Here is a 21,393-nt window from a genome sequence, read left to right as displayed (position 1 = left end):
ACGGGATGGCGCGCAACAAGCTGACAGCCACGCAAGTGAAGGCCGCCACGAAGCCCGGAAGGCTTGGCGATGGCGATGGCCTGTATCTCGTTGTCAGGAAGGATGGCGCGAAGGCGTGGTCATTCATTTTCATCAGAGCCGGCGTCAGGCGAGAGATGGGGCTCGGCCCGGTCGGTAGTGGGACAGGACAGGTTTCCCTCGCGGATGCCCGCGTGAAGGCAGAAGAAATCCGGACCATCCTCGGGCGCGGAGGCGATCCGTTCTCCGAGACAGAGGAGCGCAAGGCAAAGAAAAAGCCGCACACCTTCGAAGAGGCGGTGAAGGCCTTCCTCCAGACCCTCGACGGAAAATGGAAGAACGCCAAGCACCGCGCGCAATGGGAGATGACGCTCGGCGACGCCTACTGCAAGACGATCCTAAAGAAGAAAGTGTCCGCGATCGAGACTGACGACATCAAGGCTGTCTTGGAGCCGCATTGGAAGGACAAGAACGAGACGGCTTCACGCCTGCGCGGGCGCATCGAGCGCGTGCTCGACTACGCCAGGGTGTCAGGATGGCGCGACGGTGAGAACCCAGCGCGATGGAAAGGTCATCTCGAGCACCTTCTCGCAAAACCGGATACCAAGCTGAAGCGCGGACACCACGCGGCGCTGCCTTTCATCGAACTCCCTGAATTCTTCGGGAAGCTGACGGGCGTCACCGGCTATGGCGCTCGCGCACTAGAATTCCTCATCCTGACTGCAGCACGAACAGGCGAAGTGCTCAAGGCGGAGTGGACGGAAATCGACATCGAGTCCGCGGTCTGGACCGTCCCCAAAGAGCGCATGAAATCCGGACGCGAGCATCGTGTTCCCCTAAGTAAAGCTGCCATCGTAATCCTGGAGAAGATGCAGGCCGCAAGCCTGAACAAGTACGTATTTCCCGGAATGAAGGCCGATATGCCGTTGTCCGATATGACGATGCAGAAGGTACTGCGCACGCTAGAATATGATGATCGAGCAACCGTCCATGGTTTCCGGTCGGCATTTAGAGACTGGGCGGGGGATCGAACGAATTTTCAACGCGAGGTTATTGAAGCCGCTCTCGCTCATATTGTTGGCGACAAGGCGGAGCAGGCGTACCGCCGGTCCGACGCCTTGGAAAAGCGCCGGCTGCTCATGGACGCATGGTCGTCTTTTGCAACCGTAAAGCACGATGGAAAAGTCATAGCCATTGGAGCGGCGAGCCGATGAACCGGAATTGGATCCTGCCCGATGATGTCTGGCTGCGTCTCTGCGAAGATCTTCGCCCGCACCCCGCTCAAGCTCCGTTCATTCGCGATTATCTTCAGCGTAACATTCAGATGGCTGTAACAACGGCGTCTTATGTCGCGCAGTGCGAGACTTCGGAGGCCCGACGCAAAGCTGAAGCTTCGCTTTCCGGGATCGAGGTCTGCTCGCTGAAGGTTTTCGGCGTCCGAGATCCTGGCAAGGTTCGAGACCTAGACACACCAGTTGCGGTACTCGAAGCGAGGGCGTCGCTTCCAGAGCACGAGAATGAAGATGGCAGTCCCGTGTGGGGACGTCTGCTCGTTGACTTGAAAGCTGCTCATCGGGAAGCGAAGAAGGTGCTTGAAGACCTTGAGAGAGACGTTGGACTGAAAAAGACGGCTGGACGAGATATTGTCATCAACGTTGCTATGGAAGCCTATCGCCAGTGCCAGGGCAAAGTGCCGCACGCGCAAAAATTTCCCGACAAAGCGACGAAGTATGACCGCTTCCTGCATACTCTCGTAGACCTGTTCGATGATGTGCGAGGGGCAGAGCGAACCAACTCGGCCACGATCAAAAGCGCTGCGGACGCCTTGCGGAAACAGAGATACCCCAAGTCGTGATGCATTTTCTTTTCAGTTAGGATGGAGCGGATCGGGGGAACGTGTGTGTATTTAAGTCATCCAAGTCGAAGAAAGGATGACGCAATGACACAAACGCCTGAACTGATCTCGCTGAACGACGCATGCAAGGTCACATCCCTGAGCCGCACCGGCATCAATAAGGCCCGCCGCGCCGGACGGTTTCCACAAGCTGTAAGCCTTGATGGCCGACGGATCGCATTCGTCCGAGCCGAAGTTCTTTCTTGGATCAATTCCAAGATCGATGCGCGCGACGCTCGCGCTTAACCTCCCCACTCCCACAATCTAAAGGATTCAAACATGTCAAACATGAGCAGCGAAGCTATGCCCGAAACCCAAGCCGGATCTGGCGATACTGCCGCTTTCTTTTCCGACAAGGGCATTCCATCACTACCGATCGAATACTTGAAGACTCTATCCCGCCGCGACCTCCTGGACGTTGCGGAATACGTCACGGCGGCTATGGAACGGGTTTTGGACGTCGATAATGAGCGCGCCGAGCTTGCCTATAAGCGCGGCGAGAACACCCTGTACACCGTGTCCGAATGCAACCACCTGATCCCGGTGGAATCCCCTCACGATGCCATGATTGCCGATCGCTTGTATGACGTGTGCGACGTACACGACGAAGAGCCGCAGGAGTGGGCGGCTGAAATACATTCGGTCGACTTCCTGCTCGGCGCGCATGATGCTTCAGGACGCGCACTCGACTTGGTGAACCTCGATCCCCTGCAAATCGGAGATCCCGTTGAAATCGCGTTGCGGGCGCTGATGGTGGCCAAGCTGCGCGAAGGGCCGATGACGTGGACCGATTTGCACGTCTACCTCCTCCAGGCATCGGAGGCCGACGAGGAAAAAGTGACACTCCACATGATTTTGTACGACGCGCACCACGCCGGTCTTGTCGAGGCTTCGACGGTGGCACCTGAAGGCCTCTTCATCGACTGGACGACCGTTGTCCGCCTGGGCGTCTGGTACAACGCAGAGCAAAGTGTGGAGCAATCGAGCGCTGCTGAATAACGAGAAGGCCTGCTAGCGCTTCCCACGCTGGCAGGCCTCTTATTCCTGCGATCGACTGTGGTGGTCGATCCCATTAAACATAAGGCTTCCGACCCATGTTTTATTCGAAGAGTATAACGTCAAAAGCTCATCCCTTCAATCCTAATTGTATTGCGAAGGAGTGGCGGAAACGTCTTTATCGCCTCGATCTGCCGGCCACCGTCCTCCGCGTGGCCGGCGTTCTCGTCGATGTGTTTTGCAAGGCCTCAGGGCGATGCCGACCGAAGATCTTGGCTATCTGCGAAGCGACCGGGATCTCGCGCTCGAGCGTGAAGCGCGCCCTCGAAATCCTTCGGGATGCCGGTCTGATCAGCACTGACAAGCCGCGCGCCCGTGGTGCACTCACAATTGTATTGACGCAACCGGAGGACGACCATGCGGGTCCAATTTCAGACCCACAGGAATTGCTCCATGAGGGTTCAAGCGTGAACCCGCTATACGCGCGCGCACGCGTTTCTGATACGGGAACCTTTCCGCAAGAAGACGTTGAAGCAGATGACACGGCCGATGGCGCCTTCGGCGGTCCTGCGGACGATGACGACATAGCTGTCGCCATCCCGGCCTCTCCTCCGCACTCCCCCTCGACGTCGGGCATTTCTATTTCAGAAAGAGACAATGTCAGGGTCGCACCGCGGACAAAACAGACCGGTCGAACTCGCTTCGACCCTGCCGAAGGCGATCCGGAGGATTGGTCCCGAGTTCCTTTCGCTCACCTCGAACCTTACGGCCGGCTGGATGCTCGACCTGAGTACGACGCTGCGCGCGCGGGGCGGATCGCAGCATGAGCGATCTCGCATCCCGTCTCGCCACTGAACGTGCAGCCTTGGCCATCCTGGTCGCCCGTGTACTTGCAGCCGCCGCCCGCGTCGAGGCGGCAGGAAGGGACGGACGACAATGACGCGCCCCCTCAGCCCGAAGGAATTCGACAAGATCGTGAAAACACCACAGAAGGCACGAATATTGTGGACCGCGCAGGCGATCGCGAGCAAGATCGGCTGCACTGCTGAGTTTGTAACCGGCCCTCTTGCGAGGGAACCTGGCTCACCGATTCGCAAGATCGGCGGGCGTTGGTGTGCCGATGAAGACCACTTGCTCGAATTCTTCAAGTTTCGGCAGGATTAAACCGGCTCCGGCGGATTTAAGCCGATATTAATACTTCGTCTCATGCGTCAGAATCTGGTGCATGAGCTTTTTCAAACGCAAATCATCTCAGACAGTCGAGACCCGGGACGCTCCCGTAAGCGATCCCGACGACGTGCTCGCGGCACTTTGGTCCGGCGCCTCGTCTGGCTCCGTCGCGATTTCCGGCGCCAGCGCTCTGCGCGTGCCGGCCGTTGCCGCCGCCGTGCGGGTGATCTCCGAAGCCGCCGCCACGCTTCAGGTTCGGATCATGGAGCGAGCCGCCGATGGCAGCGAGACGGAAGACGTAAGTCATCCGGTCGGGGCGCTTCTCCGCGGTGACGTAAACGGGTGGTCCAGCGGCTTCGATCTGATCCGCGACATGGTAGCCGGCGCCCTGATTCACGACTGGGGCAGTCTCGCCTACGTGAACCGTATCGGCGCCGAGATCCGCGAAATCATCCGTTATCAGCCTGCCGCGATCAGCGTTCAAAATGATCCCTTTACGGCAGAGCCCACTTTTCGACTGAACGGCCTGATCGTTCCGTCTTCGTCCATCCTCCATGTTCGAGGCCCGTTCGACAAGGCGCCAATCACCCTGGCGGCGGAAGCCATCGGGGTTTGCCAAGTGATGGAGGAGCACGTCTCGTCGTTCTTCAAAAACGGCGCGGTGCCCTCGACCGTGATCTTGAACAAATTAAAGGTTGGCGAGGCCGGTGCGAAGAACATGCTACGTGGCTGGCGCGCTGCGTTCGGCGGCCCGCGAGCTTCCGGCAAGACCGCAGTTCTTTGGGACGATGCGACAATCCAGCAGTTGTCCATGACATCCGTCGACAGCCAATTTCTGGAATTGCGAAAATTCCAGGTTCTTGAAGTCGCCCGAGCCTTCCGGGTGCCTCCGTCGATGCTTTTCGATCTCGACCGGGCGACCTGGTCGAATTCCGAACAAATGGGCAGAGAATTTCTCATCTACTGCTTGGAGCCGTGGCTTCGGGCCGTCGAGACCGCCTTCACGCGCTCGCTGTTTTCCGCCGAAGAGCGCGGCCGCTACAGGATCTTGCTTGACCGCGACGACCTGACCCGTGCCGACCTCAACAATCGCGCCACGGCGGTGAGCAGCCTCGTCTCGGCAAAGCTTCTCAACCGCAATGAGGGTCGCAGCTGGTTCGATCTGGCGCCTGTCCCTGGCGGGAATGAGTTCGAGAATCCGCACATCAATCCCGACGCTCCCGGTGTTGGTCACAACGGTGGACCCCCGATCGAGGACGACAGTAAGGAGCCCGACGATGGATCTAAGTGACATCCGCGCGAACATCAGCGATCAGGACAAAGGCCGGTGGCTGACGATCGCAGATCCTTGGACGGGCCAGCCGACGGGCATCAAATTCCGCGTCGCGGGTCCGGACTCGGACACGCAGCACCGTGCTCGCATTGCCATGATGGATCGCCTCACCGAACTGGCCGAGCCGGACGGCACGCTGTCGGCGGCAAACCGGGAGAGCGCGCGCCTGGAGTGCCTCGCCGCTTGCGTGCTGGAGGTCACGGCCGAAGAGGACGGACAGGCGTTGCCCTCGACGACCCAGACGATCTTGCGCCTCCTCCGGGCGGGCACGTGGATCCAGCAGCAGGTCGATGCCTTCGCCGGAAATCGCGCGTTTTTTCGTTCGGGAGGTGCTGAATGACCCCCGAGATCTTTCGCGTCATCGGCGTCTTCGTCGTTTTGATCATTCTCGTCGCCATCGTCGCGGCGGATATCGGAGGTCGAAGCTAATGGACCATCTGGACCTCTCCCTCCGCTTCGATACCCCGACCGACGCCGGCGAATTCTCCGGATATGCGGTCGTGTGGGACGAGCGAAATGGGCACAACGAAATTGTGACCCGTGGCGCATTCGCCAAATCGCTGCTCGAACATCGCGCCGCCGGCACGCGCCCCGTCATGCTCTGGAGCCACGATCCGAGCGCCATCATCGGCGTTTGGAGCGAAACACGAGAGGACGAAAAAGGCCTCTTCGTCCGTGGTCAGCTGGTCATGTCCACGCCGCGTGGCCGGGAAGCCTTCGACCTTCTGAAGGCTGGCGCCCTCAATGGTCTTTCGATCGGCTTTCGGGCTCGTGGCGACAGGCGCCGGGCCGATGGGGTCCGCATCCTGACGGACATCGACGTTCGGGAGATCTCGCTCGTAGGCATGCCGTCCGCCGGTAACGCCCGGATCACCTCCATCCGCAACCACCCCGGCCGAACCAGCGAAAGCGCGGCCGCCTTCGTCGCCGCATGCCGCGCGGCTCGTCTATCTTTGAAAGGAACCTCGAAATGAAGCATCTCCTGAATATCGAAACTCGTGCAGAGCCGGACGACGTCGATCCGCTTGCAGCTGCAACTGCCGCCGTCGATGAACTGCGCACCGGGTTCACCGAATATCGCGCTGGCTCCGAAACCACGATCACCGAGCTCCGTTCGCAGATCGCTGCGATGGAAACCCGCATGAACCGACCGGGCTTCGGCACGGCGGCTCCGGCGGAGGTCTCGCTCGAACGCCGTGCGTTTTCCTCGTTCCTCCGTCTTGGCGACAACCGCATGAGCGCGGAAGAAGTTCGCGCGCTGATCGTTGGCGACGATACCAAGGGCGGATATCTCGCACCGGCCGAGTTCCAGACGGAAGTCATCAAGGGCATCGTGGACCTCTCCCCGATCCGACAGGCCGTCCGCGTCGGCTCGACAAGCGCCGGCTCCGTCATTCTCCCGAAGCTTACCGGGCGCCCGACGGCATCGTGGGTAGGCGAGGACGAGGAGCGGCCCGAAACGACCATGACCTATGGCCAGATCGAGATCCCGGTCCATGAACTGGCTTGCTACATCGACGTCTCGCTGCGCCTCCTTGAGGACTCCGCCATCAACGTCGAATCCGAGATCGCGACGGAGCTTTCGCAGGAATTCGCGATCAAGGAAGGCGCCGCCCTTTCGAACGGCGACGGCGCCAAAAAGCCACAGGGCGTGCAGCGTATGCCGGGTGTGGCGGAGGTCGTAAACGGCAGCGCCACCGCGCTCAACCCGGACCGCCTTGTGGCCCTGATGTACGCGCTGCCGGCGCAGTACCGTTCGAACGCCAGCTGGCTGATGAACGGCACGACGCTTGGCCTGATCATGACCATGAAGGATGGACAGGGGAATTTCCTCTGGCAGCCGTCGTACCAGGCTGGCCAGCCTTCGACGCTTCTCGGCCGTCCGATCATCGAAGATCCCAGCATGCCGGACATTGCGAATGGCGCTTACCCGATCCAGTTCGGCGATTTCAGCAAAAGCTACCGCGTGTTCGATCGCGTTGGAATGTCGGTCCTGCGCGACCCGTACACGCAGGCCACGCGCGGCCTTGTCCGCTTCCACGCACGTCGCCGTGTTGGTGGTGGGCCGGTTCTCGCTGAAGCGCTTCGGAAGCTGAAGATGTCCGCTTCTTGAGCCGGACCAACGAAAGGAAATTCACATGCGTGACATTGTTCACAATCTCGGCGCCGTGCTGGCCATCGCGCCGGCCGACATCGCCGCCAACATCAACGGTGCCTCGATCGACCTGCTTGGCTTCGATTCTGTCGCATTCGTTGCCACAACGGGTGCCATCACCGGCGCTGGTGCATTCGCCCTGAAGCTCCAGGAAAGCGATGACAACACAGCCTGGAACGACGTGGCGGCCAATCAGTACCAAGCGCCCCTTGCCGGCAATCTCGCCGCCAACGGCACCGCCAAGGTCGGGTATAGAGGGTTCAAGCGGTACGTCCGCCCGGTCTTGACCAAGGCCAGCGGCACCTCGATCTTCGCAAGCGTGATCGCCATCAAGGCCCACGCCGTCGATCGTCCGGTGGCGTGATGGGAGTGGACCGCTTCATGAACATGGCCGACACGATCTCTTCTCCGGCGCGCACGCATTTTGCGATCGTACCAAACGATCAAGCCGATCTTGCGGTCACGCCGAAGGCGATCTGGTGCCAGGCTGACGGAACGATCGTCGTCCGCGACCACCTTGGTGTCGATCTGCCCTACGCCATGAAGGTCGGCCAGATACTTCCGCTACGCGCCGCCCGTATTCTGGCCACCGGCACCTCCGGCACCTTCTACGGGTTGGCCTGATGCCTTCGCGCGCTCCCAGCATTTGTGCATGTGGCAAGGCCGTTCCCCCCGGTGTCACTTGCGCATGCCGAGCGCGCGCAGCGGCCGAGAGGAAGGCACGGCACGATCTTCGCCGGCCTTCTTCTCGGGATCGCGGATACGACGCGACCTGGACGCGGGAGGCGAAAGCTTTCCTCGCCCGCCCCGAGAATGAGTTTTGCTCATGTGGATCGCCTGCGACGCTCGTGCGTCACGTGCTGTCGATCCGCCGGGCACCGCATCTGAGAATGAACAAAAGCAACTGGCTCGCGGGCTGCGCCCGGTGCAACGCCCGCGATGCTGCGCGTGAGCAGCAGAAGGAGAAAACCTAATGGCAATTTTCACAGTCGCAGGCAGCAAGATTTCGATCGGCGCTGCCCTGCCTTCCAAGGCCACAGATTTCGTTGTGGCGGATTTCGCAAGCCAGACCTGGCAGGAGGTCGGCAACGTCGAGACACTCGGCACGTTTGGCGACACTTCGGAAGAAACGACTTTCGACGATATCGGCAAGGCCCGCCGGCAGAAGCTGAAGGGCGTCCGCGACGCCGGCACGCTGGAGATCGTGTGTGGTCTCGACTATTCCGACGCAGGTCAGGCCGCTCTCGTCGCGGCGGAAAAGGTCCCTCACGAGTTTGCCATTCGTGTTGAGTTCTCCGACAAGCCGAGCGGCGCCAGCCCGAAGAACTCGATCCGATATTTCGTCGCACGGATCATGTCCGCCGCGGAGGCGCTGGAGGCAGCAGGTGACGTTGCCAAGCTGAATGTCTCCATGAGCATCAACAGCAACATCGTACGCGTCGCGGCATCGGCCACGTAATGCTGTTCGCAGTCGCTGGTTCCCGCTTCTTCGTAGGTTCCTCATTCAGTGCCGGCATCGACCAGGTGTCGGCAACTGACTTCGCCTCGCAGGCGTGGGTGGAGGTCGGTGGGTGCGAAGCCCTTGGATCATCGGCTGAGACCGTCACGACGTGGGACGCCACTCACATGGGTAGCACGCGTGGGATCATCGGCAAGGGTGTCGCTACTGCCTCACCTATGACGCTCACGGTAGGGATGGACGCGGCGGATGCCGGGCAGCTGGCACTCATTGCCGCCCTGCGCAGCCCCGACGCCTTCGCCTTCCGTATCGCGTTGAGCGATGGCACGACGCGCATGTTCCTCGGTCTCGTCATCGGTGCCGAAGAGGTTCTCGAAGCCGCCTCTGATGTCGCACGTATGATGGTCACGATCGCTCGGCAGACGAACCTCGTGCGGTTGCCCTGACCCTCCCTCACCCCGGGGGGTGGTCTCCGACTTTCGGACTGTCGGGGGGACCGGCGCGGGGTCCTTCTTACGAAATGCCGTCAAAATAGATCTAGTTTTTTTCAACCAAAAAGGTGCCCAGATGGTCGTGACCGTCGCCGAACTGAAGCAGCATCTGAATCTGTCCGAGGATCTCGGAACAGACGACGACGCCTTGTTGGCTCGCATCTTGGCAGCATCGCAGCGGCATATTGAATCGCAGTTGGGCTTCAAGCTTGCAGACCGTTACGGCGCTACCGGACTGGAAGACCTGCCGGCGGATCTGCCGCATGCGGTCACGATGCTGGCGGCTCACTGGTACGAAAATCGCGAAGCGAGTCTTGTCGGCATTTCGGCACAAGCTTTGCCCTTCGGCGTGTCCGATATCTTGTCCTCGTACAGGGAATGGAGCTTCTGAAATGGCGAATGACGGCGGCCTCTCCCGGTTCAAACAGCGGATGCAGGCGATCCCGAAGGCGGCGCGGGAAGCGGTCGTGCCTGCATTGGTCAAGGGCGCGGACGAAATCGCGGACACGCAGCGCCGTCTGGCGCCAGTCGATGACGGCGATCTCCGCGAAAGCATCGAGGTCACGCGGCCGGGACAGAGTACGCCGCCGTATTCCCAGCCCGGCGGCGCACGCGTCGCGGGAGAACTCGAGGCGATCGTGACCGCTGGAAACAGCGACGTTCGTTACGCCCATCTAGCCGAACACGGAACCACGAAGGCACCGGCTCAGGCGTTTTTCTGGCCGGGGTTTCGCCTGGAGCGCAAGCGCGCACTCACCCGCATCAAGCGGTCAATCAGCAAGGCCATAAAGGAGACGAAAAAATGAGGATTTCCAGCTTTGAATATGACCGCGGATATGCCGCTGTCGAGGCAGCACGGCAGACGGGTTTCACTTTCGACGTCACTTTGAATGGCGCACCGGTCGCGGCGGCCGTTATGGCCGACGAGGAAGAGGGCATCGTTCAATTCTGCAGGCTCAACGAGGCGGGCGATATCTACCTCACGGCCGACGAGCATGCCTACGTCAACACGGCCTACGGCGCCGTCGTCGTCACGAAGCGCGCCGCGGCATGACACCGGAAATCGCCCTTCAGACCGCCGTTCGAGCCCGCCTCGTTGCCACTCCAGGCATCGTGGCGCTGGTGCCGGCCGTCAGTATTCTCGATCGCAACGAGCGCCCGAATCCGCGCCCCTCGATCATCATGGGCGAGGCTCAGGCTGTAGACGAAGGCGACACCGTCGCCCGCACCCGCGTCCGTATCTTCATGGATTTGCATTGCTGGGTAGAAGAACCGAGCACGGCAGGCGTGAAGGCGGTGGCCGGCGCGATCCGGACCGCACTCCGCACGAAGTTGATTGCCGGAATTCCCGGCATTGAGATTGTCGATGCTCGCGTCGAGCGAAGCCGGTTCCTCCGCGACCCCGATGGCAAGACGAGCCATGGCGTCGTCACGATCAACGCAATCGCAGAGGAGAAATGAATGCGCGCCGGCAAGCTCGATCGAGCCATCACAATCTCGCGGTTCGCTTCCGTACCGAATGACTTCGGAACGCCCGTTGAGACGTGGACGCCTGTCGCGACGCTGCGCGCGCAGGTGATTCAATCATCGACGGAGGAGTTCCTGACGGCCCAAGGCGCGACCGACGAGACCGTTGTCATCTTTCGCACGCGTTGGATCGACGGCATCACCACGGCCGATCGCGTTGAATATGGGTCAGGCCCATATTTCAACATCCGCGAAGTCAAAGAACTCGGCCGCCGGCGCGGACTCGAGCTTCGATGCGAGGCGACGAAATGAGCACCCGTGGGCGGAAGGCAGACCTCAAGGCGATCGACGGCGGACTGACGGGCGTTCCCAAATGCCCGACGTCGGTGCCGGCCGAGTTCGCCGCCGAATGGGATGCCATCGCCCTCGACATGGTCGCTCGCCAGATCCTCACCACGCCGGCGCTTGGCCTGCTCGAATCGTATCTTGTGGCCCGGTGGACGGTGCGCCAGTGCCAGGCAGCAATACAGGAGCATGGCCTCCTCGTCAGCACCGCGCACAAGATGATGAAGCCGAACCCGGCAAGCGGATTGTTGTCGAAAGCCTTGGAGGCCACGGCTCGGCTTGCGGCTGAACTCGGCATTTCGCCTGCCGCCCGGTCGAAACAAGGCTTCACCCCGAAGGACAAGAAGAATGGAGGCGCACCCGATGGCCTCGACGTCTAGAACCACCCGTCCAGAATGGATTTTCGATGGCAGCGAGATCGAAGACCCTTTCGGCAAGGGCGAGCGCGCCGTCAAGTTCCTGCGTGCGTTGAAGCATCCCAAGAGCGAGACAGGCGATTTCGAATTGCCGATGTTCTGGGAGCGCATCGTTCGCCGGATCTACGGCCCGTGCTTCCCGAACGAGCGCCGGCAGGTCCGGACCGTGTTCATCCTCCTCCCGCGTGGCGCACGCAAGACCACGCTTGGGGCGGGCCTCGCATTGCTGCATACCGTCGGTTACGAGCGCGTGCCCGGCGGGCAGGCCATGGTCGCAGCATCGGCCGAGGAAGACGCACGCATTGCCTATGACGAAGCCGTCGGCATCGTTGGCGAGACCGAATGGCTTCAGGGCGCCATGAAGCCCACCGAGTCAGTGTTCTACCTGGAGCACAAAAAGTCCAAGGCGACCTTCCGCGCGCTCGCATCGGGCGGCAAGGGCAAGCTCGGGAAAACCCCGAATTTCGTTCTGGCAGACGAGTTGATCAACTGGGAGGGAGAAAACGCCCGTCGCAACTGGTCTGCCATCCGAACCGGCTTGAACAAGGTTGCCAACACGCTTTTGTGCGTCATCACTCAGGCCGGCCGTGGGCAGGAGAACCTTGCATTCGAGCTTCTGCAATATGCCCGAAAGGTGCAGTCGGGAGAGGTGACGGACCCGGGCTTTCTTCCGGTTCTGTTCGAGACCGACCCGGAGGATGACTGGCAGGACGAATCCCTCTGGCATTTCGTAAACCCCGGCCTTGCCGAGGGTTATCCCGATATCGACGGCTTGCGCCAGATGGCGAGCGAGGCCAAAGAGCGGCCGGCGGAGCGGGACAATTTCCGTCAGTTCCACCTCAATTGCTGGCTCGACCATAGCGCCTCGCCCTTCGTGTCCATGCCAATCTTTGATGAGGGCAAGGGTGTCGTGGATCTCGACGCGCTGGAGGCCGACCAAACGCCGTGCTGGCTCGGTGTGGACTTGTCGTCATCGCTGGACCTCACCGCCGTGGTGGCCTGCTGGGGCGACCGTGAGAGCGGTTATGTCGTGCACCCATGGTTCTTCCTTCCCGAAGATAACATCATCCGCAAAGGCCTGAAGGACGATGTGAATTACGCTCTCTGGCACGAGCAGGGCCTGATCACCCTTACGCCTGGAAACGTCATCGACTTCCGGGCCGTCGAGGACCAGATCCGCGAAATCTGCGCGCGGTTCAACGTCAGGGAAATCGCCTTCGATCCGCACCTCGCCCGGAACTCGCTCAACATTATGCAGGAGGAGGGCTTGCCTGCGATCGAGTTCAGACAGGGCTGGATTTCCATGGCGCCGGCAATTGCCGAACTGGAGCGCGCGATCGTTGGAAGGCAGTTCACCCATAGCGGTCATCCTATTTTGCGCTGGCATTTCGACAACATCGCCACTCAGACGGACAAGGCCGGAAACAAGAGTTTCCACAAGGGCAAGTCGAAGGACCGCATCGACGGCGCAGTGGCTTGCGCGATGGCGGTTGCCCGTGCCGCGGCCGGCGATAACGGCAAATCCTCCTATGAGGATGCCGACATGGACGATGTCGAAAACTGGGCTTGGGCCTGAAGGAGAACCGCATGTCCGGTGATGAAGAGCGTTTGGTCGTCTCCCTTGAGGCGAGAATCAACGAATTCGAAAAGCGCATGAAGGCGGCGGAGAAGACAGGTTCCCGCTCATTTCAGCAGCTGCGCAACAGTTCCAGTAGTGCCACGCGCGCTATGGAGACCGACATGGTCCGCACCACGACGCGCGTCAATCAGGCGCTTGCTCAGACGTCGAGCCGCATCGGCACGTTCGGCAAGGCCTTCGTCACTGGTCTGGCGGCCGGCGCTGCGATCGGCGCCCTGGAGGGCATTCGGCAGGCGGTGATCGACAGCACGAAGTCTGTTTTGGAAATGTCCGACCAGGCGAAGCGCGCCGGCGTATCCTTCAAGGCGTTCCAAGAGCTCAAGTTCGTCGCGGAACAGAACCGCATCGGTATCGACAGCCTCACCGATGGCCTGAAGGAAATGTCCCTCCGGGCTGACGAGTTCATCAAAACCGGCGCCGGCTCGGCTGCCGAGTCGTTCAGGCGGCTCGGGTATAACGCGTCCGAACTGGCGCGCAAGCTGCAGGATCCGGATCAGCTGTTCCTCGAAATCATCGGGAAGCTGCAGCGCCTCGACAAGGCCGCTCAGATCCGCATTTCGGACGAGCTCTTCGGCGGCACCGGTGGTGAGCAGTTCGTGCAGTTGCTCACCAAGGGCGAGGCCGGCATTCGCGCGCAGATCAAGGCGGCGAACGATCTCGGCATTGTCATGGATGACCAACTGATCGCGAAGGCCGAAGAGGTCGACCAGCAGTTCAACGTGATCGCGAACACCATCGGCACGCATTTGAAGTCTGCGATCGTCGAGGCGTGTTCTGCGTGGTTCGAATTCCTCGACTCATACCGCGAGTTCGAGAACCAGAAGTCGAAGACGCTGGAGAACCGGCAGGCCGATCTGGGCATGAAGCGTCTCGACCTGGAGACGCAGATCCTCACGATTGGTGATGCCGAGCCGATGACGCGTCGAAAGCTGGAGGTCCAGCTGGCAGAAATTGCCGCCGAAGAGAGGATGATCGTTGAGGAGCTAAACAAGCGCGTCAAATCCGTGCCGGCTGTCGTGCGCCCCAAGGGGCTTGCCACGACGTCACGCTCAATCACGCCGGCGGCGGACCAGGTCGACCGCATCGCGCAGCGCGACGCAGCGATGACGCAGAATTTCTTGACGCAGCGTACAGCCGAGGCGGCCCGGAGCGAACTGCAGAAGGACATCGAGGCGCGTGCCGAGGTGATCCTCGCGGCGGCGGAGAAGGTGGGTGTCTCGCTGACGAAGGCGGCAGCCACCATCCAGGCATCGAGCGAGATCGCGGCAGAGAACGCGACAGCGGCCACGACAGCATCCGTTGATTCCGCGACGGCGCTGATCAAGCAGTTCGAGGGCTTCAGCGCAAAGCCCTATTGGGACGTCAACGCGCTACGTGCCGGTTACGGCTCGGATACCGTCACGCTGTCGGACAACTCCGTCCAGCGCGTTACCGCTGGCATCTCGGTTTCGGTTGCCGATGCGAACCGCGACCTCACGCGCCGCATTGGTGAATTTCAGAAAGGTATCGAGGGGCAGATCGGCGCCGATACCTTCCGGGCTATGACCGAAAACCAGCAGGCCGCCCTGACCTCGATCGCCTACAACTACGGCAGCCTGCCCGACCGGATCGTTGCGGCCATCAAGTCCGGTGACGCCGGCACCGTCAGCCAAGCCATCGGCGGACTTGGTTCCGACAATGGCGGCGTGAACCGTGGCCGTCGCAAGCAGGAGTCTGAGCTTTACCTCTCGGATGCGCCTCAGGGCGTGCAGGACCGTGTGGCGGATCTTGAGGACCGGGCAAAGGAATATGCCGACCTCGTGACGCAGGCGCAGGCCTTCATCGCCACGCAAAGCACAGAAGCCACGGCCGTCGGCATGACGAAGGAGGCCGCCGCCGCCCTGCGTTACGAGCAGGAACTCCTCAACCAGGCCAAGCAGGCGGGGATCGATCTTAATCCGGACGAGCTCACTCACCTGCAAGCTCTCGCCGAACAGATGGCGGCTGCCGAGGAAAAGACCCGAGGCCTCGTTCAGAGCCAAGAGGATCTCCAGCGCACCATGTCCGAGTTTGGACAGCTAGGATCGACGGTCGCAAAGGGCTTTGTCACCGACCTGATCAACGGCAAATCCGCGGCCGACGCTTTCAAAAATGCGCTGGGCCAGATAGCGGACAAGCTCTTGTCCATGGCGCTCGACGGCTTGTTCGGAGGCGGCGCGGGCGGCGGCGGGGGGATCTTCGGGCAGCTGATCGGCGCATTCTTCGGCGGCTTCCGTGCCGAAGGCGGCCCGGTCTCCAGCGGCAAGGCTTACGTCGTGGGCGAGAAAGGTCCGGAGATCTTCAACCCGGGGAAATCTGGCACGATCACGCCGAATGATCAGATCGGTGCTGCACCTCGATCCGCTGCAATGCCGGCGCCGGCCGCCCCGATGCCACAAGCCCGCGATGTCTCGTCCGTCCAGTCCACAAAAGTCGATGTCGAGACGAGTCTCAAGGTTGGCGTCGATGTCGACTCCAGCGGAAATCTGACCCCTTTCGTCACGGAAATCTCCGAGAAGTCGGCTCAGAAGTCCTCTGCGCAGATGGCCAAGAAGATCCACAAGCAGCTGCCTGAATCCGTCGCGCACATCAACCGCAACCCGAGGAACCGGCCATGAAGCTCGACCAACTCGAAAAGCTCTTGGTCGCCGCCCTGCGCTCCAGCATGGCCGGCCGCCCCACGGTGGTGCCGGAGCCCGGCCGACTGGTGTGGTCGTGGTTCATCGAATTGTCCTCGACCAGAACGTACCATCCTTCCGGCCCGAACGCCGTCAGCTTTGCCGAAATCGAAGCCTGGGCGCGGTTGTCCAAGTGGACGCTCCAGGCACACCACATCCACCTCCTGCGCGCCATGGACGCGGCGTGGCTTGATGTGGCGTACGCGAGCCGCGGGGACGGCAAGACAAAACCAAAGAAGCCGTCCGGCGCCCTGTCGGCCGACGCCTTCGATGCAGTGTTCGGGTGATGAAATGGTCTACCTCAAGAAGCGCTCGCACGCCAAGCCCCAGCCGAAGCAGATCATAGGGGGCGAAAAGCGCAAGTTTGTCATTTCCAAGATCATCGACATCCTGGACGATTTCCGCTTGTCGAGGTTCGAGAACGAAGGTGCCATTCGCGCCGGCGTGAGGTCGGCTCTCTGCCTCGCCGGCAACGGCTGGCATCCATCCGATAGCGAGGCGGCGGCGCTGCTGGCCACGGCCTTCACGAAAATGGGCGCGCACCGTCCTTCGTGGTTGGAGGGTCAGAAGGAGTACGTTCTCGCGCAGGAGGAATGCTTCCAGTGCGGTCGTGACCTTGATGAGGAGTCAATCGCTCGGAATGATCGGTTCTGCTCTGAAAATTGCCGCACCACTGCCCGCGTGTACCGGGAAGGACTAGAACGTTTTAACCGCCATCGCGTTCACGCCAGAGTTGGTGCCATCAATGCCCTCTCACGCGCACCGGAGAGAAAATGCGCGCAGTGCTCAAAAGGCTTCTTCAGCGCGAAGGCCGATCAGATATTCTGCAGCCACGCGTGCTACCAGATCAACGAGCGCAATCCACTTCGCCACCGTCAATGCGCACACTGCTCGACGAACTTCGTCTGCCACCAAGGCGGAGATCGGGAGCAGAGGTTTTGCTCTTCGGAGTGCTTTGCCGCCGGCCGCGAGGTGCGCCAAGTCAGCTGCCTTGTTTGTGAGACGACGTTCTCCGCCAAGAGCGCGCGAGCGAAGTTCTGTGGCCCGAAGTGCACCAACATCTTCCACCGCCGTAAACGCCTGGAGGAGGCGAAGCTGACTGCGTCCGAATTCCAGACGCATTCGGAGGCGGAACCAAGCGTCCTAATTTCGGACGCGTCCAATATCCTCAGACATCCTGCTCTGACGATCGAGGCCTTTGACGCTCTGTTCCATCCGCCGCGCCGGCCGACCCTTGCCGAGACGCTTGCCGCATCATTTGGCGGCCAGCGCCCATTCGTGTCTCAGGGCGAGCTCGTCCGCGATCTGCGCGTCAGGCTTATCCAAGAAGGGTTGTCTTGGTCAGAGGCCCAAGCCGAAGCGGAACAGACCGTCGATGAGGCAATCCAGATCGCCGGCCTTGAACGGCCGCGGAGCACGATCGCCGGTGGCTACCGATTGTCACAAGAGCGCAAGGCAGTACGGTGACGCCGCCTTAAACCACGAAATTCGCGGTTTGGGAAAATTCGATGTTCCTCCATCGGAGGAAGTTGATGTTCCCCCATTGGGGGGACATCCATCAGACTGGGAAATTTTGTCCGCCCTGAAGATAATACTCATCCTCTAGAGCTTGGAGCTCTGTCACGCAGTTCATAATCTCGACCTCAAAATCACCCTGCGCCAACATCCTCCAGTGGCTCCTTTGATGATCTGCATTGCGAAGCCTTAGAGGGATTTGCTTCGCAATTTGCACGGCTCGTTCTTCAATGGTCTGGAGGTTGGCAGGGATTTTCCCCGATCCATAGCAACGCTTGCAGCTGTCGTCGGGGACCCTCATAGCAGGTACGATGTTGAAGGCGTGTTTCTCTCCGACGCAGTCCGGACAAACGACATTATGAAGCCGGGGCGGTGCGATCAGGATTTCAAACCTCTCTTCGTCGTAGCCGCTCTGCCGCGACAGTTGTGCCTTCAACGAGCGGATGTCATCAGGAACGCTCACTAACGCGAAAACCCGATATCGGCCATTCGGCTGCACGACTTGAAAGCTCTCGATTTGTTTGTGATTCGCTAAGAATCGGTGGAATGAAGCGCGCTGGTCATGCTGTGAAGTGCTCATTATTCCCTCCTGCACCATATCTCACGGTGAGCTTACATCAACGTCAACGACTTGAGTGGGACTTTTCCACAGCGTTGACTGATTGGGATGACCATTAGGACGGGATATACAGCAACCAAATTGAGTAAGCGAAATCATCAATTTAGTGAGATTTAATGGCGGAGAAGATGGGATTCGAACCCACGATACCCTTCCGGGTATACTCCCTTAGCAGGGGAGCGCCTTCGACCACTCGGCCACCTCTCCGTCGAGGCCCCTGATAGGATCAATCCTCGTGGGGATCAAGGGCTATTTGGTCTTTCCTGCAATGATATCGCTGATCGGCGGTAAAGATGAGCGGGTTAGAGCGTGGGTGAGAGATGCGCGGGCGCGCAGCTCTCGTCGTTGCGGCCTGCGCCGGTTGCGCATTTCCTCGGAGATGCGCGAATGGCCTGTCAGGGCTCGAGCCGGCGGCCTTCGGCATATCCGCTTTCCTTGAAGTGCGCCTTGGCGCGTGCTTCCGGAGAGGGATCTTCGCGAAAATGCGCGAGGTCGGCATTAGCCTTGATGTAATCGTCCCACTTGAAGCCGTTGAAGCCGGGAAAGCGCCGTTCCATGTTGCCGCGTTCCTGGAAATGCGCAAATCCTGAGGGGAAGTCGCCTCTCTGGACGGCTTGACGGACGTCGGGATTGGCACGGATATAGTCGGCCTCGTTGAAAAGGAGAAAGCCGTTCAGCAAATTCTGCAGGTCGGCCGTCGAAAGCTTGTCGCCCGTAGTAACTTCGTTTTTAAAGAGAAACTTTTTCATAGGTCCTACCTGAAGGACAGCGCTGGAAAGCACCGTGCCCCTGTTGAAAACATCTCCTCCTGCGTATTTCTCTAACGGAGAAACCCGATTAATGGAACCTAAAACTTACATATCAGCATCTCGTTGAAGACGGAACGAAGCGGCACCCCCGACATCGCCGCGGGCAAATAATTGCTTATAAAGCGCGCGTTCACGCAACCAAAAGGCAAGCTCGAAACAAGCTTGATGACTTAAGGCTTGGCGGAACCATCGACCGAGCGACCCCTTTCCGGAGCGATCCCATGTCCATGATCATGCACAGGGCGGAGGCCCGTCCGGGGCAAACGAGTGCAACCTACAAGCACTTTTTCGTCGAGCGGCCGTGCCGCATCCTCGTCGTCGGCCAGCATCTGAAGCCGAAAACGAAATATAACGGTTTGCTGCGCCATATCTCGATCGGCGGCGCGATGATCGACTTCAATCCCGCGGTTTCCCTGCCCCAGCATTTCTTCGTGGAGATCGTCGGCTTCCCCGAAGAGATCGGCAGCACCGTCGTTCACCGGGTCGGTTCGGAACTCGGCGTTCGCTTCAACATGCAGCTGTCGCAGGACGTCATTCGGCAGCTGATCCGCATGGATTTCGCGCAAAACAGCATCGCCAACCGCTAAAAAGCGGTTTCCCTGCCCTCTTCCCCACCTTGGTGCCCCATCAATGACGCAGCATCCGGTAATCCGGTGCTGCCCGGCCTTCGTAGACGTGCGAAACAGGAGCGCGACGATGAAGACCTATCTGATTGCCTATGCCGGTACCCTTCTCTCCTTCCTCGTCGTCGATGCCGTGTGGCTGGGCCTGGTGGCGCGAACGTTCTATCGCGACCAGCTCGGCGACTTGATGTCCCCGCAGCCGAACCTTACCGTCGCTGCCGTTTTCTACCTGTTCTTCGCCGCCGCCATCGTCATCCTTGCCGTGCTCCCCGGCCTGCGCGCGGGATCTATGATGACCACCATCGGTTATGGCGCCGTACTGGGTCTGGCAGCCTATGGCACCTACGATATCACAAACCTCTCGACTTTAAGAAACTGGCCGGCGATGCTGAGCGTGGTGGACATGATCTGGGGCACCTTCCTGACCGCTCTCGGCGCTGCATGTGGCCTGATGGCCGTACGCTGGCTGGGTGATGCGGCCGCTTGATCCGTGTCTGATCTGCACATCAGGAGGTACGGGAATAGCGGTTGATCGCGACGGCGGGCCGTTTCCGGCGTCGCGGTTTCTGCTAGGGTAACGGACCTTCGTGATCATCGGACCCATCATGTCAGCATCAGCCTTCGCCCGTTTTACGCCGCTTGCCCGTTCCCTGCCCGCGACCGTCCCTTTCGTGGGGCCGGAAGCCATCGAGCGGCAGCGGCATGCACGATTGACGGCACGGATCGGGGCGAATGAAAGCGGTTTCGGGCCAGCACCCAGCGTGATCGAGGCCATGACATCGGCGCTCACCAGTGTCTGGAAGTACAACGATCCGGAGAATTTCGATCTGAAGAAGGCGCTTGCCGGTCATCTCGGCGTGCGGCCGGACAATCTGGCGATCGGCGAAGGGATCGACGGGCTGCTCGGCCAGATCGTGCGGCTGGTCATCGAGCCAGGCATGCCGGTGGTGACGTCGCTCGGCGGTTATCCCACATTCAATTTCCACGTTGCGGGCCATGGCGGCCGGCTGGTGACCGTGCCCTACGATGGCAACGACCGGGAAAATCTCGAAGGCCTGCTGGAGGCCGCCCGGCGCGAGGATGCGCCGCTCGTCTACCTCGCCAATCCCGACAATCCCATGGGCAGCTGGTGGGATGCCGGGCGCATCGTTCAGTTCGCGGAGGCTTTGCCGGAAACGACGTTGCTCGTGCTGGACGAGGCCTATGGCGAAACGGCCCCGGCGGGCACGCTGCCCGACCTCGCCGCTTTCATCGACCGGCCGAACATCATCCGGACGCGGACATTCTCGAAGGCATATGGCCTTGCCGGAGCACGGGTCGGCTATGCGATTTCCACGCCGGGAACAGCGGCCGCCTTCGACAAGATCCGCAACCATTTCGGGATGAACCGGATCGGCACGGCGGCGGCCGAAGCGGCGTTGAACGATCAGGCCTATCTGCAGACCGTCATCGCGCGCATCGCGGCCTCCCGCGCGACAATCGCGGAGATTGCCGACCGAGGAGGCCTGAAGGCTCTGCCATCGGCTACGAATTTCGTGACCATCGACTGTGGTCGGGATGCGGCGTTCGCGCGTGCCATTGTGGACGGACTGATGGACGAGGCCGGTGTGTTCATCCGCATGCCGGGTGCGGCACCCCTCAACCGGTGCATCCGGGTAAGTGCCGGACCGGAGGCGGAAATGGACGCCTTTGCGGACGCTCTGCCGCGTGTCCTCCACCGGCTTTCCAAGGCCTGAGACGACACATCA

General features: G+C 60.7%; 29 protein-coding genes and 1 tRNA gene. 27 read left to right on the top strand and 3 right to left on the bottom strand.

Going from position 1 to position 21,393, the window contains the following annotated elements:
• The first annotated feature begins 5 nt into the window (after window positions 1–5).
• From GA0004734_RS08390 to GA0004734_RS08270, 24 genes are all read left to right on the top strand, one after another.
• Complete coding sequence (locus GA0004734_RS08390) at window positions 6–1,232, top strand: tyrosine-type recombinase/integrase (protein ID WP_092932868.1); 1,227 nt, start codon at window positions 6–8, stop codon at window positions 1,230–1,232.
• The gene (locus tag GA0004734_RS08385) at window positions 1,229–1,873 is read left to right on the top strand and encodes a hypothetical protein (protein ID WP_092932866.1); all 645 of its coding nucleotides are present in this window, start codon (window positions 1,229–1,231) and stop codon (window positions 1,871–1,873) included. The genes GA0004734_RS08390 and GA0004734_RS08385 overlap by 4 nt, the downstream gene beginning before the upstream one ends.
• Window positions 1,874–1,957: 84 nt before the next feature.
• A complete protein-coding gene (locus tag GA0004734_RS08380; protein WP_092932864.1) occupies window positions 1,958–2,158 on the top strand; it encodes a helix-turn-helix transcriptional regulator in 201 nt (66 codons plus the stop codon).
• A gap of 33 nt (window positions 2,159–2,191) precedes the next feature.
• Window positions 2,192–2,911: a hypothetical protein gene (locus GA0004734_RS08375; protein ID WP_092932862.1), complete on the top strand. Its 720-nt coding sequence runs from the start codon at window positions 2,192–2,194 to the stop codon at window positions 2,909–2,911.
• Between the two features lie 95 nt (window positions 2,912–3,006).
• The gene (locus tag GA0004734_RS08370) at window positions 3,007–3,735 is read left to right on the top strand and encodes an ArsR family transcriptional regulator (RefSeq protein WP_139056252.1); all 729 of its coding nucleotides are present in this window, start codon (window positions 3,007–3,009) and stop codon (window positions 3,733–3,735) included.
• A gap of 109 nt (window positions 3,736–3,844) precedes the next feature.
• A complete protein-coding gene (locus GA0004734_RS08365; protein ID WP_092932860.1) occupies window positions 3,845–4,072 on the top strand; it encodes a hypothetical protein in 228 nt (75 codons plus the stop codon).
• Between the two features lie 61 nt (window positions 4,073–4,133).
• The gene (locus GA0004734_RS08360) at window positions 4,134–5,369 is read left to right on the top strand and encodes a phage portal protein (protein WP_092932858.1); all 1,236 of its coding nucleotides are present in this window, start codon (window positions 4,134–4,136) and stop codon (window positions 5,367–5,369) included.
• Window positions 5,356–5,751, top strand: a complete 396-nt coding sequence (locus GA0004734_RS08355; RefSeq protein ID WP_092932856.1) for a hypothetical protein — start codon at window positions 5,356–5,358, stop codon at window positions 5,749–5,751. The genes GA0004734_RS08360 and GA0004734_RS08355 overlap by 14 nt, the downstream gene beginning before the upstream one ends.
• 88 nt (window positions 5,752–5,839) lie before the next feature.
• Complete coding sequence (locus tag GA0004734_RS08350) at window positions 5,840–6,385, top strand: HK97 family phage prohead protease (protein WP_175386262.1); 546 nt, start codon at window positions 5,840–5,842, stop codon at window positions 6,383–6,385.
• A complete protein-coding gene (locus GA0004734_RS08345) occupies window positions 6,382–7,524 on the top strand; it encodes a phage major capsid protein (RefSeq protein WP_245292376.1) in 1,143 nt (380 codons plus the stop codon). Before GA0004734_RS08350 ends, GA0004734_RS08345 begins: the two co-directional genes overlap by 4 nt.
• Window positions 7,525–7,549: 25 nt before the next feature.
• Complete coding sequence (locus GA0004734_RS08340; RefSeq protein WP_092932850.1) at window positions 7,550–7,930, top strand: hypothetical protein; 381 nt, start codon at window positions 7,550–7,552, stop codon at window positions 7,928–7,930.
• A gap of 17 nt (window positions 7,931–7,947) precedes the next feature.
• Complete coding sequence (locus GA0004734_RS08335; protein WP_092932848.1) at window positions 7,948–8,190, top strand: spike base protein, RCAP_Rcc01079 family; 243 nt, start codon at window positions 7,948–7,950, stop codon at window positions 8,188–8,190.
• A 349-nt stretch (window positions 8,191–8,539) separates the two neighbouring features.
• Entirely contained in the window at window positions 8,540–9,025 is a 486-nt protein-coding gene (locus GA0004734_RS08325; protein WP_092932844.1) for a hypothetical protein, read from the top strand.
• Window positions 9,026–9,192: 167 nt separating this feature from the next.
• Window positions 9,193–9,471, top strand: coding sequence for a hypothetical protein (locus GA0004734_RS08320; protein ID WP_139056251.1), 279 nt, complete (start codon window positions 9,193–9,195; stop codon window positions 9,469–9,471).
• Between the two features lie 121 nt (window positions 9,472–9,592).
• On the top strand, window positions 9,593–9,907 hold the full coding sequence (locus tag GA0004734_RS08315; RefSeq protein WP_092932840.1) for a head-tail connector protein: 315 nt from the start codon (window positions 9,593–9,595) through the stop codon (window positions 9,905–9,907).
• A gap of 1 nt (window position 9,908) precedes the next feature.
• Window positions 9,909–10,322: an HK97-gp10 family putative phage morphogenesis protein gene (locus tag GA0004734_RS08310; RefSeq protein ID WP_092932838.1), complete on the top strand. Its 414-nt coding sequence runs from the start codon at window positions 9,909–9,911 to the stop codon at window positions 10,320–10,322.
• On the top strand, window positions 10,319–10,570 hold the full coding sequence (locus tag GA0004734_RS08305; protein WP_092932836.1) for a hypothetical protein: 252 nt from the start codon (window positions 10,319–10,321) through the stop codon (window positions 10,568–10,570). Before GA0004734_RS08310 ends, GA0004734_RS08305 begins: the two co-directional genes overlap by 4 nt.
• Window positions 10,567–10,977 (top strand): DUF3168 domain-containing protein, encoded by a 411-nt coding sequence (locus GA0004734_RS08300; protein WP_092932834.1) that lies wholly within the window; start codon window positions 10,567–10,569, stop codon window positions 10,975–10,977. Before GA0004734_RS08305 ends, GA0004734_RS08300 begins: the two co-directional genes overlap by 4 nt.
• Window positions 10,978–11,295 carry a phage head closure protein gene (locus tag GA0004734_RS08295; protein ID WP_092932832.1) on the top strand — a complete coding sequence of 106 codons (318 nt, stop codon included), beginning with the start codon at window positions 10,978–10,980 and terminating at the stop codon, window positions 11,293–11,295.
• On the top strand, window positions 11,292–11,708 hold the full coding sequence (locus tag GA0004734_RS08290; RefSeq protein ID WP_175386260.1) for a phage terminase small subunit P27 family: 417 nt from the start codon (window positions 11,292–11,294) through the stop codon (window positions 11,706–11,708). Before GA0004734_RS08295 ends, GA0004734_RS08290 begins: the two co-directional genes overlap by 4 nt.
• Window positions 11,692–13,320 (top strand): terminase large subunit, encoded by a 1,629-nt coding sequence (locus tag GA0004734_RS08285; protein WP_092936074.1) that lies wholly within the window; start codon window positions 11,692–11,694, stop codon window positions 13,318–13,320. Before GA0004734_RS08290 ends, GA0004734_RS08285 begins: the two co-directional genes overlap by 17 nt.
• 11 nt (window positions 13,321–13,331) lie before the next feature.
• On the top strand, window positions 13,332–16,019 hold the full coding sequence (locus tag GA0004734_RS08280; RefSeq protein ID WP_139056250.1) for a lysozyme: 2,688 nt from the start codon (window positions 13,332–13,334) through the stop codon (window positions 16,017–16,019).
• On the top strand, window positions 16,016–16,366 hold the full coding sequence (locus GA0004734_RS08275) for a phage tail assembly chaperone (protein WP_092932826.1): 351 nt from the start codon (window positions 16,016–16,018) through the stop codon (window positions 16,364–16,366). Before GA0004734_RS08280 ends, GA0004734_RS08275 begins: the two co-directional genes overlap by 4 nt.
• Window positions 16,367–16,370: 4 nt before the next feature.
• Window positions 16,371–17,546 carry a hypothetical protein gene (locus tag GA0004734_RS08270; protein ID WP_139056249.1) on the top strand — a complete coding sequence of 392 codons (1,176 nt, stop codon included), beginning with the start codon at window positions 16,371–16,373 and terminating at the stop codon, window positions 17,544–17,546.
• A 91-nt stretch (window positions 17,547–17,637) separates the two neighbouring features.
• On the opposite strand, the gene GA0004734_RS08265 is transcribed toward GA0004734_RS08270, so the two are convergent.
• The 3 genes from GA0004734_RS08265 to GA0004734_RS08255 form a co-directional block, all read right to left on the bottom strand.
• The gene (locus tag GA0004734_RS08265; protein WP_139056248.1) at window positions 17,638–18,174 is read right to left on the bottom strand and encodes a hypothetical protein; all 537 of its coding nucleotides are present in this window, start codon (window positions 18,172–18,174) and stop codon (window positions 17,638–17,640) included.
• 156 nt (window positions 18,175–18,330) lie between these two features.
• Window positions 18,331–18,420, bottom strand: a tRNA-Ser gene (locus GA0004734_RS08260).
• 188 nt (window positions 18,421–18,608) lie between these two features.
• Window positions 18,609–18,962: a hypothetical protein gene (locus GA0004734_RS08255; RefSeq protein WP_092932820.1), complete on the bottom strand. Its 354-nt coding sequence runs from the start codon at window positions 18,960–18,962 to the stop codon at window positions 18,609–18,611.
• Window positions 18,963–19,243: 281 nt separating this feature from the next.
• Between GA0004734_RS08255 and GA0004734_RS08250 the strand changes: the two genes are divergently transcribed.
• The 3 genes from GA0004734_RS08250 (at window position 19,244) to GA0004734_RS08240 (ending at window position 21,381) form a co-directional block, all read left to right on the top strand.
• Window positions 19,244–19,609, top strand: coding sequence for a PilZ domain-containing protein (locus tag GA0004734_RS08250; protein ID WP_092932818.1), 366 nt, complete (start codon window positions 19,244–19,246; stop codon window positions 19,607–19,609).
• A 109-nt stretch (window positions 19,610–19,718) separates the two neighbouring features.
• Window positions 19,719–20,132 carry a DUF2177 family protein gene (locus GA0004734_RS08245; protein WP_092932816.1) on the top strand — a complete coding sequence of 138 codons (414 nt, stop codon included), beginning with the start codon at window positions 19,719–19,721 and terminating at the stop codon, window positions 20,130–20,132.
• A 118-nt stretch (window positions 20,133–20,250) separates the two neighbouring features.
• Window positions 20,251–21,381: a pyridoxal phosphate-dependent aminotransferase gene (locus GA0004734_RS08240; protein WP_092936072.1), complete on the top strand. Its 1,131-nt coding sequence runs from the start codon at window positions 20,251–20,253 to the stop codon at window positions 21,379–21,381.
• Window positions 21,382–21,393: the final 12 nt, after the last annotated feature.

It is taken from the genome of Rhizobium sp. 9140 (assembly GCF_900067135.1).
Taxonomy (GTDB): Bacteria; Pseudomonadota; Alphaproteobacteria; order Rhizobiales; family Rhizobiaceae; genus Ferranicluibacter.
Note: the sequence above shows the minus strand (reverse complement) of the source record. Positions and strands in the feature narration are given on the sequence as shown.

Coding starts and splice junctions, on each gene's coding strand:
- GA0004734_RS08390 (WP_092932868.1), top strand. CDS start 6: ATGGCGCGCAACAAGCTGACAGCCACGCAAGTGAAGGCCGCCACGAAG.
- GA0004734_RS08385 (WP_092932866.1), top strand. CDS start 1,229: ATGAACCGGAATTGGATCCTGCCCGATGATGTCTGGCTGCGTCTCTGC.
- GA0004734_RS08380 (WP_092932864.1), top strand. CDS start 1,958: ATGACACAAACGCCTGAACTGATCTCGCTGAACGACGCATGCAAGGTC.
- GA0004734_RS08375 (WP_092932862.1), top strand. CDS start 2,192: ATGTCAAACATGAGCAGCGAAGCTATGCCCGAAACCCAAGCCGGATCT.
- GA0004734_RS08370 (WP_139056252.1), top strand. CDS start 3,007: ATGTTTTATTCGAAGAGTATAACGTCAAAAGCTCATCCCTTCAATCCT.
- GA0004734_RS08365 (WP_092932860.1), top strand. CDS start 3,845: ATGACGCGCCCCCTCAGCCCGAAGGAATTCGACAAGATCGTGAAAACA.
- GA0004734_RS08360 (WP_092932858.1), top strand. CDS start 4,134: ATGAGCTTTTTCAAACGCAAATCATCTCAGACAGTCGAGACCCGGGAC.
- GA0004734_RS08355 (WP_092932856.1), top strand. CDS start 5,356: ATGGATCTAAGTGACATCCGCGCGAACATCAGCGATCAGGACAAAGGC.
- GA0004734_RS08350 (WP_175386262.1), top strand. CDS start 5,840: ATGGACCATCTGGACCTCTCCCTCCGCTTCGATACCCCGACCGACGCC.
- GA0004734_RS08345 (WP_245292376.1), top strand. CDS start 6,382: ATGAAGCATCTCCTGAATATCGAAACTCGTGCAGAGCCGGACGACGTC.
- GA0004734_RS08340 (WP_092932850.1), top strand. CDS start 7,550: ATGCGTGACATTGTTCACAATCTCGGCGCCGTGCTGGCCATCGCGCCG.
- GA0004734_RS08335 (WP_092932848.1), top strand. CDS start 7,948: ATGAACATGGCCGACACGATCTCTTCTCCGGCGCGCACGCATTTTGCG.
- GA0004734_RS08325 (WP_092932844.1), top strand. CDS start 8,540: ATGGCAATTTTCACAGTCGCAGGCAGCAAGATTTCGATCGGCGCTGCC.
- GA0004734_RS08320 (WP_139056251.1), top strand. CDS start 9,193: ATGGGTAGCACGCGTGGGATCATCGGCAAGGGTGTCGCTACTGCCTCA.
- GA0004734_RS08315 (WP_092932840.1), top strand. CDS start 9,593: ATGGTCGTGACCGTCGCCGAACTGAAGCAGCATCTGAATCTGTCCGAG.
- GA0004734_RS08310 (WP_092932838.1), top strand. CDS start 9,909: ATGGCGAATGACGGCGGCCTCTCCCGGTTCAAACAGCGGATGCAGGCG.
- GA0004734_RS08305 (WP_092932836.1), top strand. CDS start 10,319: ATGAGGATTTCCAGCTTTGAATATGACCGCGGATATGCCGCTGTCGAG.
- GA0004734_RS08300 (WP_092932834.1), top strand. CDS start 10,567: ATGACACCGGAAATCGCCCTTCAGACCGCCGTTCGAGCCCGCCTCGTT.
- GA0004734_RS08295 (WP_092932832.1), top strand. CDS start 10,978: ATGCGCGCCGGCAAGCTCGATCGAGCCATCACAATCTCGCGGTTCGCT.
- GA0004734_RS08290 (WP_175386260.1), top strand. CDS start 11,292: ATGAGCACCCGTGGGCGGAAGGCAGACCTCAAGGCGATCGACGGCGGA.
- GA0004734_RS08285 (WP_092936074.1), top strand. CDS start 11,692: ATGGCCTCGACGTCTAGAACCACCCGTCCAGAATGGATTTTCGATGGC.
- GA0004734_RS08280 (WP_139056250.1), top strand. CDS start 13,332: ATGTCCGGTGATGAAGAGCGTTTGGTCGTCTCCCTTGAGGCGAGAATC.
- GA0004734_RS08275 (WP_092932826.1), top strand. CDS start 16,016: ATGAAGCTCGACCAACTCGAAAAGCTCTTGGTCGCCGCCCTGCGCTCC.
- GA0004734_RS08270 (WP_139056249.1), top strand. CDS start 16,371: ATGGTCTACCTCAAGAAGCGCTCGCACGCCAAGCCCCAGCCGAAGCAG.
- GA0004734_RS08265 (WP_139056248.1), bottom strand. CDS start 18,174: ATGAGCACTTCACAGCATGACCAGCGCGCTTCATTCCACCGATTCTTA.
- GA0004734_RS08255 (WP_092932820.1), bottom strand. CDS start 18,962: ATGAAAAAGTTTCTCTTTAAAAACGAAGTTACTACGGGCGACAAGCTT.
- GA0004734_RS08250 (WP_092932818.1), top strand. CDS start 19,244: ATGTCCATGATCATGCACAGGGCGGAGGCCCGTCCGGGGCAAACGAGT.
- GA0004734_RS08245 (WP_092932816.1), top strand. CDS start 19,719: ATGAAGACCTATCTGATTGCCTATGCCGGTACCCTTCTCTCCTTCCTC.
- GA0004734_RS08240 (WP_092936072.1), top strand. CDS start 20,251: ATGTCAGCATCAGCCTTCGCCCGTTTTACGCCGCTTGCCCGTTCCCTG.